General features: G+C 68.0%; 15 protein-coding genes. 3 read left to right on the forward strand and 12 right to left on the reverse strand.

Annotated elements, in window-relative coordinates:
• Positions 1-58: 58 nt before the first annotated feature.
• Entirely contained in the window at positions 59-403 is a 345-nt protein-coding gene (locus DAT37_RS19450) for a hypothetical protein (protein WP_109526231.1), read from the reverse strand.
• A gap of 23 nt (positions 404-426) precedes the next feature.
• Here DAT37_RS19450 and rarD point away from each other — a divergent pair, with 23 nt between their 5' ends.
• Together rarD and DAT37_RS19460 are read left to right on the forward strand one after the other, a co-directional pair.
• Positions 427-1,344 (forward strand): EamA family transporter RarD, encoded by a 918-nt coding sequence (gene rarD, locus DAT37_RS19455; RefSeq protein ID WP_109526232.1) that lies wholly within the window; start codon positions 427-429, stop codon positions 1,342-1,344.
• A 166-nt stretch (positions 1,345-1,510) separates the two neighbouring features.
• A complete protein-coding gene (locus tag DAT37_RS19460) occupies positions 1,511-2,425 on the forward strand; it encodes an ADP-ribosylglycohydrolase family protein (protein WP_109526233.1) in 915 nt (304 codons plus the stop codon).
• Positions 2,426-2,621: 196 nt separating this feature from the next.
• Here the strand turns inward: DAT37_RS19460 and DAT37_RS19465 are convergent, their stop codons facing one another.
• The 3 genes from DAT37_RS19465 to DAT37_RS19475 all read right to left on the reverse strand — a co-directional run bounded on the left by DAT37_RS19465 (position 2,622) and on the right by DAT37_RS19475 (position 7,972).
• A complete protein-coding gene (locus DAT37_RS19465) occupies positions 2,622-5,891 on the reverse strand; it encodes an arabinosyltransferase domain-containing protein (protein ID WP_232839864.1) in 3,270 nt (1,089 codons plus the stop codon).
• A gap of 170 nt (positions 5,892-6,061) precedes the next feature.
• A complete protein-coding gene (locus DAT37_RS19470; RefSeq protein ID WP_408637422.1) occupies positions 6,062-6,592 on the reverse strand; it encodes a hypothetical protein in 531 nt (176 codons plus the stop codon).
• Positions 6,593-6,664: 72 nt separating this feature from the next.
• Positions 6,665-7,972, reverse strand: a complete 1,308-nt coding sequence (locus tag DAT37_RS19475) for a DNA polymerase IV (protein WP_232839879.1) — start codon at positions 7,970-7,972, stop codon at positions 6,665-6,667.
• 526 nt (positions 7,973-8,498) lie between these two features.
• On the opposite strand from DAT37_RS19475, the gene DAT37_RS19485 reads away from it, so the two are divergent.
• A complete protein-coding gene (locus DAT37_RS19485) occupies positions 8,499-9,383 on the forward strand; it encodes a UTP--glucose-1-phosphate uridylyltransferase (protein ID WP_109526235.1) in 885 nt (294 codons plus the stop codon).
• Between the two features lie 22 nt (positions 9,384-9,405).
• On the opposite strand, the gene DAT37_RS19490 is transcribed toward DAT37_RS19485, so the two are convergent.
• From DAT37_RS19490 to pgeF, 8 genes are all read right to left on the reverse strand, one after another.
• Positions 9,406-9,903 carry an NlpC/P60 family protein gene (locus tag DAT37_RS19490; RefSeq protein WP_109526392.1) on the reverse strand — a complete coding sequence of 166 codons (498 nt, stop codon included), beginning with the start codon at positions 9,901-9,903 and terminating at the stop codon, positions 9,406-9,408.
• Positions 9,904-10,409: 506 nt separating this feature from the next.
• Positions 10,410-13,568 carry an isoleucine--tRNA ligase gene (ileS, locus tag DAT37_RS19495; RefSeq protein ID WP_198654355.1) on the reverse strand — a complete coding sequence of 1,053 codons (3,159 nt, stop codon included), beginning with the start codon at positions 13,566-13,568 and terminating at the stop codon, positions 10,410-10,412.
• A gap of 281 nt (positions 13,569-13,849) precedes the next feature.
• Positions 13,850-14,050, reverse strand: a complete 201-nt coding sequence (locus DAT37_RS19500; RefSeq protein ID WP_109526237.1) for a hypothetical protein — start codon at positions 14,048-14,050, stop codon at positions 13,850-13,852.
• Between the two features lie 102 nt (positions 14,051-14,152).
• Positions 14,153-15,010, reverse strand: a complete 858-nt coding sequence (gene wag31 / locus DAT37_RS19505; protein WP_109526238.1) for a DivIVA-like cell division protein Wag31 — start codon at positions 15,008-15,010, stop codon at positions 14,153-14,155.
• Between the two features lie 66 nt (positions 15,011-15,076).
• Entirely contained in the window at positions 15,077-15,379 is a 303-nt protein-coding gene (locus tag DAT37_RS19510) for a YggT family protein (protein ID WP_109526393.1), read from the reverse strand.
• 89 nt (positions 15,380-15,468) lie between these two features.
• Positions 15,469-16,263: a cell division protein SepF gene (locus tag DAT37_RS19515; protein ID WP_109526239.1), complete on the reverse strand. Its 795-nt coding sequence runs from the start codon at positions 16,261-16,263 to the stop codon at positions 15,469-15,471.
• A gap of 188 nt (positions 16,264-16,451) precedes the next feature.
• Positions 16,452-17,222, reverse strand: a complete 771-nt coding sequence (locus tag DAT37_RS19520; RefSeq protein WP_408637423.1) for a YggS family pyridoxal phosphate-dependent enzyme — start codon at positions 17,220-17,222, stop codon at positions 16,452-16,454.
• A gap of 60 nt (positions 17,223-17,282) precedes the next feature.
• Entirely contained in the window at positions 17,283-18,011 is a 729-nt protein-coding gene (pgeF, locus tag DAT37_RS19525) for a peptidoglycan editing factor PgeF (RefSeq protein WP_109526240.1), read from the reverse strand.
• Positions 18,012-18,026: the final 15 nt, after the last annotated feature.

Genomic DNA, 18,026 nt, shown 5'->3' on the forward strand with positions numbered 1-18,026 from the left:
GGCAAGCCTAGCCACGGCCTCGGCCCCACAGGGGACCGAGGCCGCCGGATTTCCGCCGTCAGGGCAGGGTCACCAACTCGACCCGCGCTCTGACATCGGAACCGCTGGTGCACTCGATCTGCACGGTGCTCCCCGGCGGGAAATGCAGGTCCTGCGGCAGCGGCGCCCCGTGAGGCGCGGCGAAGTAGGTGGGTGGATTGAGCGAGGCCCCACCGCACCACCATCCGGTCGGCGGACCACCCGGTCCCGGCTCTATGCGCACGATCCCGCCCGGTAACAGGGTGTAGGTCGGTGCGGGCGGCGGGTAGTTACCCGCGCTGCCCGTGCCCGCCGTGCCGCTTCCCGCGCCGAGCAGGCCGAGCGCGATCGAAATAAACAAACCGATCGGTTCTGAATGGGTCACGGGGGCGAAGTACCGTGAGACGAGTGCGGCGAGTCGAGGCGGTTCCCGGTGTTGCGTTCGGCGCGAGCGCCTATCTGATCTGGGGGCTGTTTCCCGCGTTCTTCGGGCTGCTCGCCTTCGCGAGCGCCGCCGAGGTGGTGGCACAGCGGATCGTGTGGACGCTGGTGCTGGTGTCGATCGTGCTCGTCGTCTCCGGACGGCTGCGCGAGTTGCGCGGCATCGACGGCAGGACATGGCGAATGGCGGCGCTGGCCTCGGCGGCGCTGTCGATCAATTGGGGCACCTACGTCTTCGGCGTGACCTCGGGACACGTGGTGGAATGCGCGCTCGGCTACTTCATCAACCCGCTGGTCACGGTCGCGTTCGGGGTGGTCATCTTCCGCGAGCGGCTCGCGAAGGCGCAGTGGGCGGCCCTCGGGCTCGGCGCGGTCGCCGTGGCGGTACTGACCGTCGACTACGGCAGGCCACCCGTCATCGCGCTGGTGCTCGCCTGTTCCTTCGCGGTCTACGGACTGGTCAAGAAGGTCATCAGGCTCGACGCGCTGCGCGGGATCGCCGCCGAAGGCATCGTCGCCGCGCCCTTCGCGCTCGGCTTCATCCTGGTACTCGTGCTGACCGGCCGCAGCGAATTCGGTTCCGGTCCCGCCCACACGGCGCTGATGGTCTCGACCGGTCCGGTGACGCTGGTTCCGCTGCTGCTGTTCGCGATCGCCGCGCAACGGGTTCCGCTGTCGACCATGGGGCTGCTGCAATACCTGACACCCGCGCTACAGATGGCATGGGGCGTCGCGGTCGTCCACGAACCGATGCCCGCCTCGCGCTGGGCCGGTTTCGCCCTGATCTGGGCCGCACTGGCGATCTTCACCACCGACGCCCTCACCCGCGCCCGCCGCGCCCGGCGCCCCGCCTCGAAACCGCTCCCCGAAGCCCCGATCCGATAGACCCGGTCCGCGAGACCCGCCCCGCCCATCGCCGAACCGGGTTCGCGCGGAGCATCTTTCGTCGTCCTGAGACAGAAAAACCGGCCCACCTCTGTCACATCGGGACAGCGGAACGACAGCCCGATCTCGGGTACATTGTCCGATCGACGCGGTATCGAGGGGTTGGATCAGGTTGGACGACAGGCAGTGGGACCGGGTAGCCGGAGCCTTGCTCGGAACCGCGGCGGGCGATGCCCTCGGCGCCGGATACGAATTCACCTATCCGGACGCCGAAGCCGAGATCGGCATGATCGGCGGCGGCATGTGCCGCTGGGCGCCCGGCGAATGGACCGACGACACATCGATGGCTATCGCGGTCGCCCAAGCCGCCGACCCCGGCCCCGGCATCGACCTCGACGCGGTGGCCGCCGGCTTCGTCCGCTGGTTCGACTTCGACCCACCCGACATCGGCGTCCAGACCGCCAAAGTACTCGCCACCCGCCCGAAATCCGCGCGCGAGATGCAGATACAGGCCATGACGATCGAAGGCCGCACCGGCGGCAACGGATCACTCATGCGCACCGCTCCCGTCGCGCTCGCCTACCTCGACGACGCCGAGGAATGCGACCGCATGGCCGGAATCGTCAGCGCGCTCACCCACCACGACCAGCAGGCGATCGAAGCCTGCAAGATCTGGACCTACGCCATCAGGCACGCCGTACTCGCCGGAAATCTCGACGGCGTGCGCGACTACGTCGCACGATCCGCGAGCGCCGACTACTGGAACCGTCTGCTCGACGCCGCCGAAACCGGAGCACCCAGCGACTTCGCGCACAACGGCTGGGTCGTCCATGCCCTCCAGACCGCATGGTGGGCCATCACCACCGCCGACGCCTCCGGCCCCGCCCACCTGCCGCTGGCCCTGGAACTGTGCGTCCGCGCGGGCGGCGACACCGACACCACCGCCGCCATCGCGGGCGCGCTGCTCGGCGCCCGATGGGGCGCGTCCGCCGTGCCGCCGCGCTGGCGTTCCCTGCTGCACGGTTACCCCGGCCTGACCGGCGAAGACCTCGTCGCCCTCGCCATCCGCGTAGCTGGATAGTTGGCGGCCCGGGGGCCGCGGGTTCGCGGCCCCCTTTGTCTCGCGTCCGAGCGGTCGAGACTCGCGCCTTCGGCGCATGCGCTTCGACCGCTCGGACGCGAGACGGGCCGCGAACGGTCGCTCGTAAGACTCGCTCCGTGTGGGGTGTGTGGGGGAGGGTGGGTGCCGGATACAGGTCGACTCGGGCATCGGTCGGTCACCACACGGTGCTGAGTTCTCCTGGAGTCCACAGGCCGGAGTGGTCCCGTTGGGTGATCACCGGGGCGGCGGGGACCGCGCCGGAGTCGATCCTGGTCAGCTGCTGCAATTCGCCCCAGTCCCTGCGCCAGTCGTGGTTCAGGTAGGTGGCCAGGGTGCGGGCGCGCAGCAGCATATCCGACCAGCCGAGAGGACCGCCCTTGTCGTGGCTCTGCCACAGCGTGGTGATCTCGGCGCCGGGGCGGTCGGGCAGGATGCGGTAGGCGGGGATCTCGGCGATGCCGTGGCGGTGGTCGTAGGGGCGCTGGCCGGGGAATTGCAAGCCGACCATCCAGTCGGTGAGGACCGGGGTGCTGGAGCCGACCAGGTCGCGCAGTGTGGTCGTGCGCGGCACGCGAGGCGGGGTCAAGGCCAGCCACTGGGCCGGGTTCCGGTCGCGGTCGACGGCGACGACGCGGATGACGTCGGCCGAGGGCGGGATATCGGTGAAGGGCACCCGCAGGTTGCGCCACGAAGGGGCGGGGCCGATATCGATCGGGGCCACCCGGCCCTCGGCGCGCGCGGTCGAATCGGAATCGGTCGTGCCGTATTCGATCTCGAGTGTCTGGCCGGGGGTGACGACGCCGTCTGCGTCCACCGAGCGGATCCGGCCCGCCGCGCTCAGCGCGACGATGCCCGCGCGCTGGTCCGGCGCGGGCAGCCGATACCAACCGGTGGTGAGTTCGGCGGGGCCCGCGTCACCGGATCGGTAACTGCCGAGCACCGGGGTGGTGGCGGGATCGAGGCCGAAGGGCAGGGCGGCGCTCGCGGTACCGGATCCCGTTCCGGCGCGGGAACTGTCGGTGTTCAACGCGTCGGCGATACTGCCGACCGAGCCGGTCGCCTCGTCGTCGGGGCGCAGGTCGTTCGCCACACCCGACGGGGTGAATCCGGTTCCGGTCCCGGCCAGCGTGGTGAACGCGTCGCCGGTGAGCGGACGCAGCATTCCCGCGTTCGGGTCCGTTTCGACCAGTACGTGTCCGGCCAGGCCCGACGGGTCGCCGGTGACGGCGTCGATATTGGAGCGCGCGAGCGAGAACGCGGGGCCCTGGGCGACGGCGGCCTTCGCGAAGGACCCCAGATCCCACACCACGAGCAGCGCGAGCGCGATGGTCAGCGGCGGCAAAAGCGAGACCCGCCAGGCGATACGCGAAACCCGGTGCGGGGTACCGGGTTCCGGCGCTCGAACCTGCCACCAGGCCGCCACCGCCAGCAGCGCGAGCGCCAGCCACAGGAACAGCTGATTCACCGCGAAACCGGCCACCACCGGCGGTTTGTCCCACCACGGCATGCCGTAGGAGGACACGTACCACCATTCGTTGGGACCGGAGAACACCAGCGCGAGCAGGAAGGCGACCACGGCGGCGAACAGGGCCCGATTACGCGGTGTGCGCAGTACCCGGGGGCCCACCGCCATCGCGGTCAGCACCGCGACGGCGCCCGCGACACCGGCGAAGACACCGAAGTGGTGGGTCCACTTGGTCGGCGTGATCATGATGAGCACCAGCGCGCCCGCGGTGGTGCCGAGTATCCGCCGCGACGGCCCGGCCGCGGTACGCGGAATCCGGCCGCCCTTGCGCAGCACCATCACCACGCAGACCACGAGACCGGCGAGCAGCGCGAAGACACCGATCCGCCGTCCGACCGAACCGTCGGTCTCGCCCTGGAACAGGTACTGGTAGCGCAGATACTCCTGGTACCAGGGCACATCGGGACCGATGACGTGGTGCACGCGCTGCATCTCGAGCGCGGCGGCGATCGGCTGGTCGGCGAACGCGATCGCCAGCACCAGCAGTCCGGCCGCGACCAGCGGCGCGACCAGCACGGCGAAACCGAGCAGCCACCGCCCCGGACGCAGACCCGGGCCGACGCGCTCGATGACGATGCGCGCCACCGGCCGCAATCCCGCGAGCAGCGCCGCGATACAGATGACACCGGAAGGTCCCGCCGTCACGGTGAAGGCCGCGACCAGCACCGCGAACGCGGCGGGCAACATCCGCCGCGTCGCGATCGCGCGCTCGACCGCGCACCACGTCAGCAGCAGGCCCAGCGCTACGGGCGGTTCCGGACGCAGACCGTTGTCGTAGGCCATCCACACGGTGAGGAAGCCGAACGCGCCGGTCCACCGGGCGACCGCGCTGTGACGCACCGCGACTCCGAGCCGGGGCACGACGACGCGGCTGAGCAGCAGCCAGATGAACACACCGCACAGCAGGGCGGGCAGGCGCACCCACGGACTCGCCGTCGATATCTGCGCCATGACCCTGATGAGGTCGTAGTACGGCGTGCCGACCGGATTCTCGGGGACGCCGAAGTAGGCGAAATAGTTGGCCATATAGCCCGAAGCGCCCGAAGCGCGGGCCATGCCGAGTTGATAACCGTCGTCGGAGGTGGTGGAACCGATGAAATGCCAGATCACCAGTGTCGACACGACGACGCCGTCGAGGATCGTGAACTGCCGCGGCAGCGAGAAGGGCCGTCGTCGCGTCGGCCGCATGCCGTCACGCCGGTCCAGTCGCGCCAGCGCGATCAGCGCTACCGCGGTCGCCAGGACGGCCAGCCAGATCGCCGCGCGTTTGAGCGGCGTCGGGGACGAGGAGAACCTGGTATCGAGTTCGGCCGTGACCCGAGTGCCGTTCGCGACGTCCAGATCGCTGTAGATGCCGACCATCTGCGGGCGGAAATCCCCGGTCAGGGTGACCGGCGCGATGCCGGACGCGCTGAGGGTCGCGGTCGCCGTCGCGTTGTCGGCGTCCACCGTGAGGACGCAGCCGGGTTCGAGTCGATCGAGCGCGACGGTGAACAGCGCCTGATTGCGCAACACCACGTCGAGCCGGGCCGGGGTGTCCTCGGAGCGAGCCTGCACCTGGGCGATGAATCCGTACCTGGCCAGGTCGGGGGCTCCGGTCGGGCCGGTCGCCGCGAGCACACCGCCGTCGGCGGCGAGCCGATCGATCGCCGCGCAGGGCACCGTCGCGTGGAAGGTGGACGGCGCGTAGGCGATCAGGGGCGCCTCGATACTGCGCGTCGAATCCGCCTGCGGCCAGGACAGCGTCGCCGCGTCCACCCGGATCGGGAGCAGCGGCACCGCGATCGCGCAGAGCGCGCCGATCAATGCCGCGATGAGGGCGACAGGAGCGGCCCAGCCTCCGCGCGCGACGCGCGGTCCCGTCCCGTTGTCGATTTCCCGGACGGACGGCTGCCCCGCCCACACCATCGTGTCAGCCACGGAGGGTGATGGTAACCATCATTCCTGAGAGCGAAAACCGTTGCCGGTACCGCACAGTCGCTCTCGTCCCCGGCTCCGACCTCCTGGCCTGCGCGTTCACCGGAAATAACCGACCGGAAACATGTGGAGGGCGCCCGGCCCGACGGACCGGAACGCCCTCCACATCGATCTCAGCTGCAGGCGGTCGACTGCTGACCGAGGGCTGCCAGCATCTGGCAGGCCCACGCCTTCTGGACCTTCCACACACCGTCCTCGGCGACGAACGGCACGTCGGCGATGTTCTCCTGGCCGTTCAGGACGACCTTGGCCTTGGCGTTGATGGTGTCACCGAACGCGGTGACCTCGGTGACCTCGACCGAGGCATTGGTGGCCTTGTACGCCTCGGCCAGGCGGTTCGGCAGCTCCGGATCGGCCTCGGCGCCCTGCACCATGTTCAGCTTCTCGGAGTTGGGCACCGAGGGATCCAGCGCCTTCTGCAACTGCGCGTTCAACTCCGCCACGCTCGGGACCGGCGGCACGTTCGCCGCGACGGTGGCCTTCGCACTGGTCGACGTCTTGGTCGGCTTGGCGGTGTCGTTCTTGTCGTCGCTGCCGCATGCGGTCATGCTCAGAGCGGCGACAACGGCGAGGCCGGCGATCGCGATGCGTCCAGTCTTACGAAGCTTCAACTGCTCGTCCTTTGCGTTCGAGTAGGTGGTCACGGGAGGTATCCCGACATCGCCGCGCGGCTTCACCTTCACCGGCGGCGCTGCACGGCTCACACAGGCTACCGGTCAGTGGAGACTGCCGAGCGGATCCGCCCGGGACAGACCGATGTCGTCGGCGCTGAAGGTACGCGCTGGACCCGGCCCTGTCGAGCTTGTCTCGAACCGTACGGTAACCACGCCGAGTCCCGCGCCCTGCACCCACCCGTGTCCGAATTCCGGATGTGACACGTCCATTCCGGGAAACCAGTGCGCGCGACCCGCACCACCCGCGCCCACCGACTCGGCGACAGGCTCTGAGCCCCAACCGGTTTCGGAGACGTCCTCGATCGGCATCTGGTCGAGTTCGGGGAAGAGCGATTCCTGGCGCACCGTCGAGAGTCCACCGAATCCGACGCCTACCAACCGGATCGGACCGAGTTCGGCCGGATCGATCGCCGAACGCTGCGCCGCGGTGCCGAGGGTGATCGGATCGGTGGTCGCGTACGGGAGTGTGAACGATCGGGTCACGATGCTCATATCCGATTTCCTGAGTTTGAGCACCACGGTGCGCGCGGCGCGTCCGTCCTTCTCCAGTCGACGGTGCGCGGCGGCCGTCATCGCCTCGATCGCGGATCGGAGTCCGGCCATGGTGACGATATCGGTGGCGAATGTGGTCTCGGCGCTGATCTGTTTGGCCTCCGCGCGTTCGGCGACCGGGCGATCGTCGATTCCGCGCGCCAGCCGGTGCATCGATGACCCCACGCTGCCGCCGAGAATCGACACCGCCTCCTGCTCGGGCAGGGCCGCGAACGCGCCGACGGTCTCGATGCCGAGCGATCGCAGTTTCGCCTCGGCCACCGGACCGATCCCCCACAGCTTGCGCACCGGCAGTCCTTCCAACAGTTCTCGCTGTTCGACGGGCGAAATCACGCGGATACCATCGGGTTTGGCCAAGCCGGAGGCGATCTTGGCGAGTTGTTTCCCGGTACCCGCCCCGACCGAGGCCACGAGTCCGGTCCGTTCGAGGACCAGCGACCGCAGTTCGGCGCAGAATTCGTGCACGGCGGCGGTACTCGCCCCGGCGAGTTCGACGGGTTCGCCGAACGCCTCGTCGAACGACAACGTCTCCAGCACCGGAATCCGGCCGCGCAACGCGTCGAAGACCCGGCCGCTGACGACTCCGTAGACGACACCGCGCGCGGGCACCACCACGGCCGCGCCCCCGACGAGCCGCCTGGCCTGATGCATCGGCATCGCCGAGCGCGCGCCGAAAACCCTCGCCTCGTAACTGGCGCCCGCCACCACACCGCGACCGCCCGCGCCGCCGACGAGCACCGGTCGTCCGCGCAGGGTCGGCCGGGTCAGCTGTTCGACCGAGGCGAAGAAGGCATCCATATCGATGTGGAGCACCCAGCGGCGCGCGACCCGATCGGCGTGATCGGGCGGGTAGGGCTGTCGCACGGTCGCGTTCACTGCGGCGTCGCTGAATATTTCCCGGACCGAAATTCCCCGGATCCGGCGGACCCCGCGAGGTCGGGCCGGGGCGCCCGCCGTCGAGGGCGGGCGCGCACGTCACCGCTACTCACGGCCGTTGTCCGGTGCGTCCACTCACGCACCGGAATCTACGCCGCGCCACCGACACGTCCACGCCCTCGGTGAGCCGTCGCGTGCCGAAGGAATCCGGTTCGCCCATGGCGGGTCGGGGCAGCGTATCGCGGGCCACGCGGCCGGACGCGCCGCGCTCGTCACCGGCCGGTAGCTGTCGATCCGCTGTGAGTATGCGGGCGACCGCACCGGCGACCCCGCGCCCACCGAACGGGCCGTGACCTGGACCGATACCTCCGTCGCCCAAGATCGACACGGGCGCGCCAACGCCCGCCGAACGGGCCAGGGAGCACCGGAGGTATGTGATGATCGGTTCATGAAGATCCGCAAAGCCGTCATCCCGGCTGCCGGAATCGGCTCACGCCTACTCCCGCTGACCAAGGCCATCCCCAAAGAGATGCTGCCGGTCGGCGACAAACCCGTCATCGAGCACACCGTCCGCGAGTTGGTGGCTTCCGGCATCACCGATATCACGATCGTGGTCAGCGGCGGCAAGTCGTTGATCCAGGATCATTTCCGTCCGAACCCCGCGCTCGTCGCCCAGCTGCGCGCCGACGGGAAGACCGCGTACGCCGATGCGGTCGCCGAGGTCGGCGATCTGTCCCGGCTCGGCCACATCACCTATCTCGACCAGCACGGCCCCTACGGCAACGGCACACCCGTGCTGAACGCCGCCCGCAACGCCGGTGACGAACCCATGCTGGTGCTCTGGCCCGACGACGTGTTCGTCGCCGACGTGCCACGCGCCCAGCAGCTGATCGACGCCTACGAGTCCACCGGCGCGCCGGTGCTCGCGCTGATGCCGATGGCCCCGTCCGATTCGCAACGTTACGGCGTGCCCGTTGTCGCCGACGATCGCGGCGACGGTCTGCTGCGCATCACCGGTCTGATGGAGAAGCCCAAGCCCGAAGACGCGCCGTCGGCCTTCGCCGCGATCGGCGGCTATGTCGTGACCCCCGGCATCGTCGACGAACTGCGACGGCAGACCGAGCGCTGGTATCAGCACCGCGAGGGCGAGGTCTATCTGACCGATGCCATCAACGCGCACGCCTCGCGCAATCCGGTCTTCGGTCAGGTCATCAGCGGTCGCTGGTACGACACCGGCAATCCCGCCGACTACCTGGTCGCCCAATTCGCTTCCGCGCTCGCGCATCCGGAGTACGGGCCGCTGTTGCACCAACTGGTCGCGGAGACCGTCTAGCGTCCGTGTGCGGCCCGGTCGGTCAGAAGCGGCGGATCGCGTAGATGTCGAACCTGTCCAGCGGGGTCAGGCCGACCGGGACGCCCCAGTCGAAGGCATTGAGCACCTGGCCGAATCCGGCGTAGATGCCGACGTGCGAACCGTCGCTGTTGAGGACGACGACGTCGCCGGGTGACAGCGCGTAGCGCGGGACCGGCGCACCGACCGTGGCCTGCTGCCAGGTGGTACGCGGAAGGCTCACGCCGACCTGCCGGAACGCCCACTGCACCAGCCCCGAGCAATCCCACGAATTCGGGCCGACACCGCCCCATTCGTAGGGCTTGCCGGTCTGGGTGGTCGCCGCGGCCAGCGCGCCGAGTCCGGCGATGCTCGGCACCGGAAGTGCCGCCGATCCGCTGGAACTGCCGGAGCCGGAACCGGATGCCGATCCGGAGCTGCCCGATACGCTCTCGGTATCCGATAATGCGGGCCCGGCCAGCAGCAGAGTGGCCGTGGCGGAGATGAAGAAGCCGAAGATCATCCGGCGCAACGGTTTCCTGTTCACGTGCTCGCCCCTCACTGTCGGCCTAGCTGTCGGCCGCCGAACGGCGGCCTGGCTAACTCTTAGCATCTGTCCCGAGGCGGGAAAGTTGCCGTAGACCACAGCGCGTCATCGGACTGTCGGAGCCCGGAAAACGCGGTTCACGTAGGACAAACCACTGATCATGCACCCGAATCGTCGAGAGTGCCTCTCGACCACACCGGTCACATCCGTAAATTCTGCCGGGCTCGACAAGATCGCCACAATGCTTCCAGCAAATATTTAGCATGTGACCTTTATCACAAGAATCTGCTTGTAAATCGCAAGCAGTCCGGGTCAGTCGAACCGGCACGCCACCCGCTTTCGGGCGACCGCGAACCCCACGCGGAGGGCGACGAGCGAAGACCCGGCGGAGGCGGCGACAGTCGAGCCGCGTGGTCGACGGCACCCGCGACGAACGAACAGGCCCGTCGGGGCGAGCGTGCGCCCGCCCCGACGGGCTCCGATCACGCCTTGACGATCGAAACCTTGACACCGCCGACGATTTCGGCGGCATCGGCGCCGGGATCACCGAATGTCAGGTCGGTGGCGAGGATTTCGCCCGCCACCAGATCGCGATGCGTGCGCGCCCAGTCCAGCCGATCGCCGGGCACCCCGAGCACCACCGTGATGCGGTCGGAGACGTCGAGACCGAGCGATTTCCTGGTCTCCTGGAGATCGCGAATCAGATCGCGCGCCCACCCCTCGGCTTCCAGTTCCTCGGTGATCACCGAATCCAGCACGACCAGACCGGCATTGCCCGGCAGTGCGGCGGTGGACTCGGGTTCGGCGGCGACCAGCCGCTGGGTGTACTCCTCCGGCAGCAGCGTGATACCGGCCGCGCTGACGACACCCTCGGCGTCCTCGGACCATTCGCCCGCCTTGACCGCCTTGATCACCGTCTGCACCTGCTTGCCCAGTCGCGGCCCCGCCGCCCTGGCGTTGACGACCAGCTCGAAGCGGCCGTGCACGGCGACGTCGGTCGTCAGGTCGACCTTCTTGACGTTCACCTCGTCGGCGATGATGTCGACGTAGGGACGCAGACGCTCAGCATCGGCCGCGGCGATGGTGACCTCGGCGAGCGGCAGCCGCACCCGCAGATTCTGCGCCTTGCGCAGGCCGAGCACCGTCGAGCAGACCGTGCGGACCTCGTCCATCGCGGCCACCAATTCCGGATCACGCGGCAGCGCGGCGGCCGATTCGGCCGACGAGGCCGATTCGGGCCAGTCGGTCAGATGCACCGAGCGTCCACCGGTCAGTCCACGCCAGATCACCTCGGAGATCAGCGGCAGCAGCGGCGCGGCGAGCCTGGTGGCGACCTCGAGCACCGTGTGCAGGGTGTCGACGGCGTCACGGTCCTCCGACCAGAACCGCGAACGCGACCGGCGCACATACCAATTGGTGAGCGCGTCGGCGAAGGAACGCAATTCCTCGCAGGCGCCCGCGATGTCGTAGCTCTCCAGCGCCTCGGTCATGACGTCGCGGGTCGCCGCCAGCTTCGCCAGGATGTAGCGGTCGAGCACATTGGGGGAATCGGTGCGCCACGTGCCGGGGGCCGAGGCGTAGAGCTGCAGGAAGGTCCACGCGTTCCACAGCGGGCGCAGCGCGTGGCTCACCCCCTCGCGGATACCGCGTTCGGTGACGATGAGATTGCCGCCGCGCAGGATCGGCGAACTCATCAGGAACCAGCGCATGGCGTCGGACCCGTCCCGGTCGAACACCTCGTTAACATCGGGGTAGTTGCCCTTGGACTTCGACATCTTCAGCCCGTCGTCGCCGAGCACGATGCCGTGCGCGGCGACGGTCTTGAAGGCCGGACTGTCGAACAGCGCGGTCGCCAGCACGTGCAGGGTGTAGAACCAGCCCCGGGTCTGCCCGTTGTACTCGACGATGAAATCGCCGGGGAAGTGCGAGTCGAACCACTGCTTGTTCTCGAACGGGTAGTGCACCTGCGCGTAGGGCATGGACCCGGACTCGAACCAGCAGTCGAGCACTTCCGGCACCCGGCGCATGGTCGACTGCCCGGTCGGATCGTCCGGATTCGGGCGGGTCAGCTCATCGATCATCGGGCGGTGCAGATCGGTCGGCCGCACGCCGAAATCGCGTTCCAGCTCATCGAGCGAGCCGTACACGTCGATCCTCGGATGAGCCGGGTCATCGGAGACCCAGACCGGGATCGGACTGCCCCAGTAGCGGTTGCGGCTGATGTTCCAGTCGCGCGCGCCTTCGAGCCATTTGCCGAACTGCCCGTCGCGGATGTGCTCGGGGACCCATTCGATCTGCTTGTTCAGCTCCACCATCCGGTCGCGGAACTGGGTGACCGCGACGAACCAGGACGGAACGGCCATGTAGATCAGCGGCTGGCCCGAACGCCAGCTGTGCGGATAGGAGTGCTCGATCGTCTCGTGGCGCAACAGTTTTCCCGCCGCCTTGAGATCCTTGATGATCACCGGATTGGCGTCGAAGACCATCAGCCCCTCGTAGGGCGGGACCATCGAGGTGAACTTGCCGCCCTGATCGAGCGGCTGCACGATCGTGATGCCGTTGGCCGCGGCGACGTCCATATCCTCCTCACCGAACGCGGGTGCGAGGTGCACGATGCCGGTGCCGGAATCGGTGGTCACGTAGTCGGCGTTCAGCACCCGGTGCGCGTTCGGGTGGCCGAGGAAGAAGTCGAACGGCGGCGCGTACGCCAGCCCGGCCAGCGCGGCGCCGTCGTATTCGCCGAGCACCTCCGGCTGCTCGCCGAATTCGCGGGCGTAGTGCGAGACCCGTTCGGCCGCCAGCAGATACCGCTTGCCGTCCTCGGTCCGCACCTGCACGTAGCGCACGTCTGGATGTACCGCGATCGCGAGGTTGGAGGGCAGCGTCCACGGTGTCGTGGTCCAGATGAGCGCGTTCGCGCCGTCGAGTTCACGCAGCGGATGGTCCGGATCGACCGACAACACCATGTCGACGGTGACCGCCGGATCCTGGCGCATCTTGTAGGCGTCGTCGAGGCGGGTCTCCTGGTTCGACAACGGGGTCTGCTCGTACCAGCTGTAGGGCAGGACGCGGAACCCCTGGTAGATCAGGCCCTTGTCGTGCAGCGACTTGAAGGCCCACATCACCGACTCCATGAAGTCGAGATCGAGGGTCTTGTAGTCGTTGTCGAAGTCGACCCAGCGCGCCTGCCTGGTGACGTAGTCGCGCCATTCACCGGTATACCGGAGCACCGAGGATTTGCAGGCGGCATTGAATTCCGCCAACCCCATGTCATCGATCTGTGATTTGTCCGTGATACCCAGCTGCTTTTCAGCTTCGATTTCCGCGGGCAATCCGTGACAGTCCCAGCCGAAACGGCGGTCGACGCGCTTACCGCGCATCGTCTGGAAACGCGGAACAAGATCTTTGACGTATCCGGTGAGCAAGTGACCGTAATGCGGCAGACCGTTGGCAAACGGCGGTCCGTCGTAGAACACGAACTCCTCGCCCGGCCCGGTACCGGCGCGGTTGTCGATGCTGGCGCGGAAGGTGTCGTCGGCGGCCCATGCGTCCAGCACGCGTCGTTCCAGGTCGGGGAACGTGCCGTCGCTGCCCGCACCCAGGTCTACGCGGGGATATGCGCTCTTGCTGTCGTCCGCCATCGCGGATACGTCTCCTCGTGCCACCGCGCCACCCGGCGCGTTCGGTGTCGGCACGGGGACGATGACGGCGCCCGCTGCGCCGCAACCGCGGTACCACCCCGCTTGTCCGGCAACGATCGGGCCGGACCTCTCGTGACGAGCTGTGACGGGCTCACCCGTTCGGTTCTACTTGGCGCGAATGCGCCGTTCTTCCGAAGGCTCCCCGGTGATGGCCGGATCGACGCCGTGTAGTTCTTCGATTCTAACCAGCGCTGTCGAACGGATTCCCGGCGGAGGGCGGATCACCGCTTCGCGTGGCGCCTCGGCGGCGGCGGTGCGTCGCCGTCCGGCCTGCGCATCGATAATGCACTGACCAGCAACATCACAGCACCGATCACGCAGACGACGATGCAACCCCACGCCCACAGCACCGACCCGGTGGTCAGCGCGGTCACGAGCAGGGCGAATCCGATTGCGGCAAGGACGAGCGTCAAGACGAGCATGATGACCCCCTAGGCGTCCCAGGCGGTTCGACTGTGCTTCCAGCTACTCGAACAGCGGTTCAGGCGACATGCGATGCGGGGCCCGCATCGCCCGCAGCCAGGTTACTTGCCGCCCTTGGCGAACGAGGCGGGCGCGAGGTTGTTCGCGGTGTTGGCGTCGGCGAAGGCTTCGCCACCGTCCACCGGGACCGCCGAGCCGCGGTTCTCCAACTCCTCGAGCTGCGATTCCAGGTACGACTTCAGCCGCACGCGGTACTCCCGCTCGAAGGTCTTGAGCTGCTCGATCCGGCTTTCCAGCACGCTGCGCTGCTGGGTGATGGTCGCCATGATCTCGGTGTGCTTGCGCTCGGCGTCGGCCTGCAGGGCGTCGGCCTTCTCCTTGGCCTGCCGCAACTGGCTGTCCGAACGGCTCTGGGCGTCCGACAGCATCGCGTCCGACTTCTGTCGCGCGTCGGCGATCATCGCCTCGGAGCGGGTGCGGGCATCGCCCACCAGTCGCTCCGAGTTCGCCCGCGCGTTGGACAGCAAATTCTCAGACTCGGTCTTCGCGTCGCTGGTGAGCCTGTCCGCCATCTCCTGGGCGAGGCTGAGCACCTTGGCTGCCTGCAGATTCGCGTCCGCGCCCGGCGCGTCCTTGGGAATCGGCGCGGCGACCGGCATCGGCACCGGCGGGGCTTGCTGAACCGGGGGTTTGATCGGTTCGGGTGGGGGCGGCGGCGCCTGTTGTATCGGCGCCTTGACCTGCGCGGGCGCGGCGGGGCGGTTCGACTTGGCGTCGGCGAGCTCGGCATCGAGTTCGGCAACCCGCTGGCGCAGGTCCGCATTCTCTTCGATCAGACGCGAGAGCTCCTGCTCCACGAGATCCAGGAAGGCATCTACTTCGTCCTCGTTGTAGCCGCGCTTCCCGATCGGCGGTTTGCTGAACGCGACGTTGTGCACATCGGCTGGGGTCAGCGGCATGGAAGGATCCCTTCACGCGTCTTTTGGAGATCGAGCAGATCTAGCAAGGTATCTGAGCCCATTCTGTCACACCGGAGCTACCGGTTGGCCGAGCCTGCTCACGATCGACATCAGGATGAAGACGACGAATAGCAGGACCATTATCGACAGGTCCAGGCGAATTCCCCCCAGAGACACCGGCGGTATCAACCGTCTCAGCAGTTTCACCGGCGGGTCGGTGATCGTGAAGATCACCTCCAGGATGACGACCACGACGCCTGTGGGACGCCAGTCGCGGGCAAAACTGCGCACGAACTCGACGATCACCCGGCTGATCAGCAACAGCCAGAAGATGAACAGTACGAAGTACAGCACCGCGAACAAGGCCACCAGATCACTCTGCCCCAAAATCCGCGCCGCGCAAAATGACCACACCGCCCCGGACGCGAACGAACCGCGTCACCCCCCGGATCGAGCTGTTATTTCTGGTTGTAGAAGCCGGTTTCCGCGATGCGACGGCGTTCCTCCGCCGATACGTCCACGTCGGCCGGTGAGAGCAGGAACACCTTCGTCGCGACCTTGTCGAACGAGCCACGCAGCGCGAACGCGAGTCCTGCCGCGAAATCGACCAACCGCTTGGCGTCGGCGTTGCTCAGGTCGACCAGGTCCATGATCACCGGATTGCCCTCACGGAACCGCTCGCCGATGATGCGGGCCTCGCTGTAATCGCGCGGGCGCAGCGTGGTGATCTTGGACAAGGGGCCTCCGTCCTCGAAGATCCCGGGCCTGCGGGCCACGACGGGCTCGGGGCGCACGCGCTCCTCGAGCCTGCGCTCCTCGGCGTCGGGATCCACGGCGAGCGCACCCCTGGTGGCTCCCCGCATCATCGGCGCACCGCCGCCCGCCCGGAATCGGCTGCCCGACGAAGGGGCGGCATCGATACGGGTGGGGCGCCTCGGCGCCTCGTAGCGGTCGTCGCCGTACGGCTCGTCGGCGTAGTCGCGCGAACTCGGGTAGCCGCCCTTGTAGGGCGACTTGTACGCGGGCTCGGGGTAGCCGGACTCGTCGTCGAACCGGTCGGCGCCGAATCGTTCGGCGCCGTAACGATCTTCGGGGTAACGATCGCCGTAGCCACCGCGATCGGAGTACCCGCGGGGCCGGGGTCCACCACGGTCGCCCGCGCCACGGGGTGCGCGGTCGTCGACGTAATCGTCCTCGTAGTCCTCGAGCGGGACCATGCCGAAGTACGCCTTGAACTTGTGCAGCGTGCTCATGACCGCGCCTCGCTGTCGCTAGGCGGCGTCATGACCACGACGGTGGCTGCGACGATTGTTCGCTCGCTGCGCTCGCTCATACTGGTCGACCTTCCTTCGGCCCCGGTGGCGGCCGGGTGTTGAAGTCTTGCTCAGCCCCTCGTCCGTCCCAAGCATATGTGTCATATGTGACTGATGAGGTTTCTTTGCTACGCCGAGGTTATCGGTCGCGCGCCCATCAGAGCGGTACCGACACGCACACATGTCGAACCATGTTCGACGGCGGCCTCCAGATCGCCCGACATTCCTGCGGAAAGCTCGGTCGCTTCGGGGTGTCGGGCCATCAAGGACGTGTGCAAGGTCGCAAGTCGAGCAAATGCGCTATCGGCCGGAACATCCAGTGGCGCGATAGCCATCAGGCCACCGAGCCGCAGTCCCGGCAAACCCGCGATCCGATCCGCGAGAGCATCGAGTTCGCGTGCCACAACACCACCGCGGGCGGGATCGTCATCCAGGCTGATTTGCACGAGTACCCGCAGTGGATCGGAGCGCTCCCCCGCGTCGAGCGCGGCCCGCGCGGCGGTGTCCAGGGTCGTTGCCAACCGTTCGCTGTCGACCGAATGCACGGTGTGCGCCCACCGCGCGACGACGCGGGCCTTGTTGCGCTGGAGCCGGCCGATCATATGCCAGCGAATGTCCGAATCGTCCTGTGCTGCCAGGTATTCGCCGAGTGCCGCGACCTTGGCGCTGGCCTCCTGCTCCCTCGATTCGCCGAAGTCGCGGCGGCCGAGTCCGTACAGGATCTCCACGTCGGTGGCGGGGAAGAATTTCGTCACCGGCAGCAGTCGCACCGATCCGGGATCACGTCCCGCCGCCTCGCATGCCGCCTCGATCCTGTGCAGCAACCCGTCGAGCCTGGTCGACAAAACCGTCGTCCTCGATTCGACCGTCGACTCCGCGGTCCCGCTCACACCTACCAAACCTTCCCGTCACGACCCGCGCACCGGCCACGAAACCCGGCCGTGCGCAGGCACTTCCACTCACATACCCGCTTGCATCCAGATCACACCGGCAATCCGACCGGTCGGTGCGCCACGCCGGTGACTGAACAACGTCTTGTCCTCGATGGTGCACCTCGGGTCGACCGCCACCCCGCCCACACCGGCCTCGGTGAGCTGTCTGCGGATACCGGCGCGCAGATCCAGCGACGGCGTGCCGCGCACGGTGGTCGCCGCGCTGCCCGGCAGATGCTTCTCGACGTCCGTGCGCATGGCGGCAGGCACCTCGTACTGCCGCCCCGAGGCCGCCGGTCCGAGGAACGCGCCGATCCGATCGATCCGCGCGCCCAGCGTGACCATCACCTCGAGCACTCGCGGCACGATCCCGATCCGCGCGCCGATACGACCGGCGTGCACCGCCGCGATCACCCCGGCCTCGCCGTCGGACAGCAGCACCGGCACGCAATCGGCCGACAGTGTGACCAATGCCAGATTCGGCACGGTGGTGACCAGCGCGTCGGTCGCGGGCACCGGCTTGGATCGCGGGCCGTCGACGATCTCGATATTGCGGCCGTGGATCTGCTCCATCCACACCAAACGGTCCGGGGTCAACCCGATCCCCTCGGCGAGGCGTTCGCGATTGCGGCGCACCGCGACCGGGTCGTCGCCGACATGATCACCGAGATTGAACGAATCGTACGGTGGCTCCGAGAAACCGCCGGTCCTCGTCGTTGTCACCCGTCGGACGGTCAGGGTCGTCGCAGCAGTCATGCTGCCGAGGGTAGT

Source organism: Nocardia aurea (assembly GCF_003123685.1).
In the GTDB taxonomy this organism is placed as follows: domain Bacteria; phylum Actinomycetota; class Actinomycetes; order Mycobacteriales; family Mycobacteriaceae; genus Nocardia; species Nocardia aurea.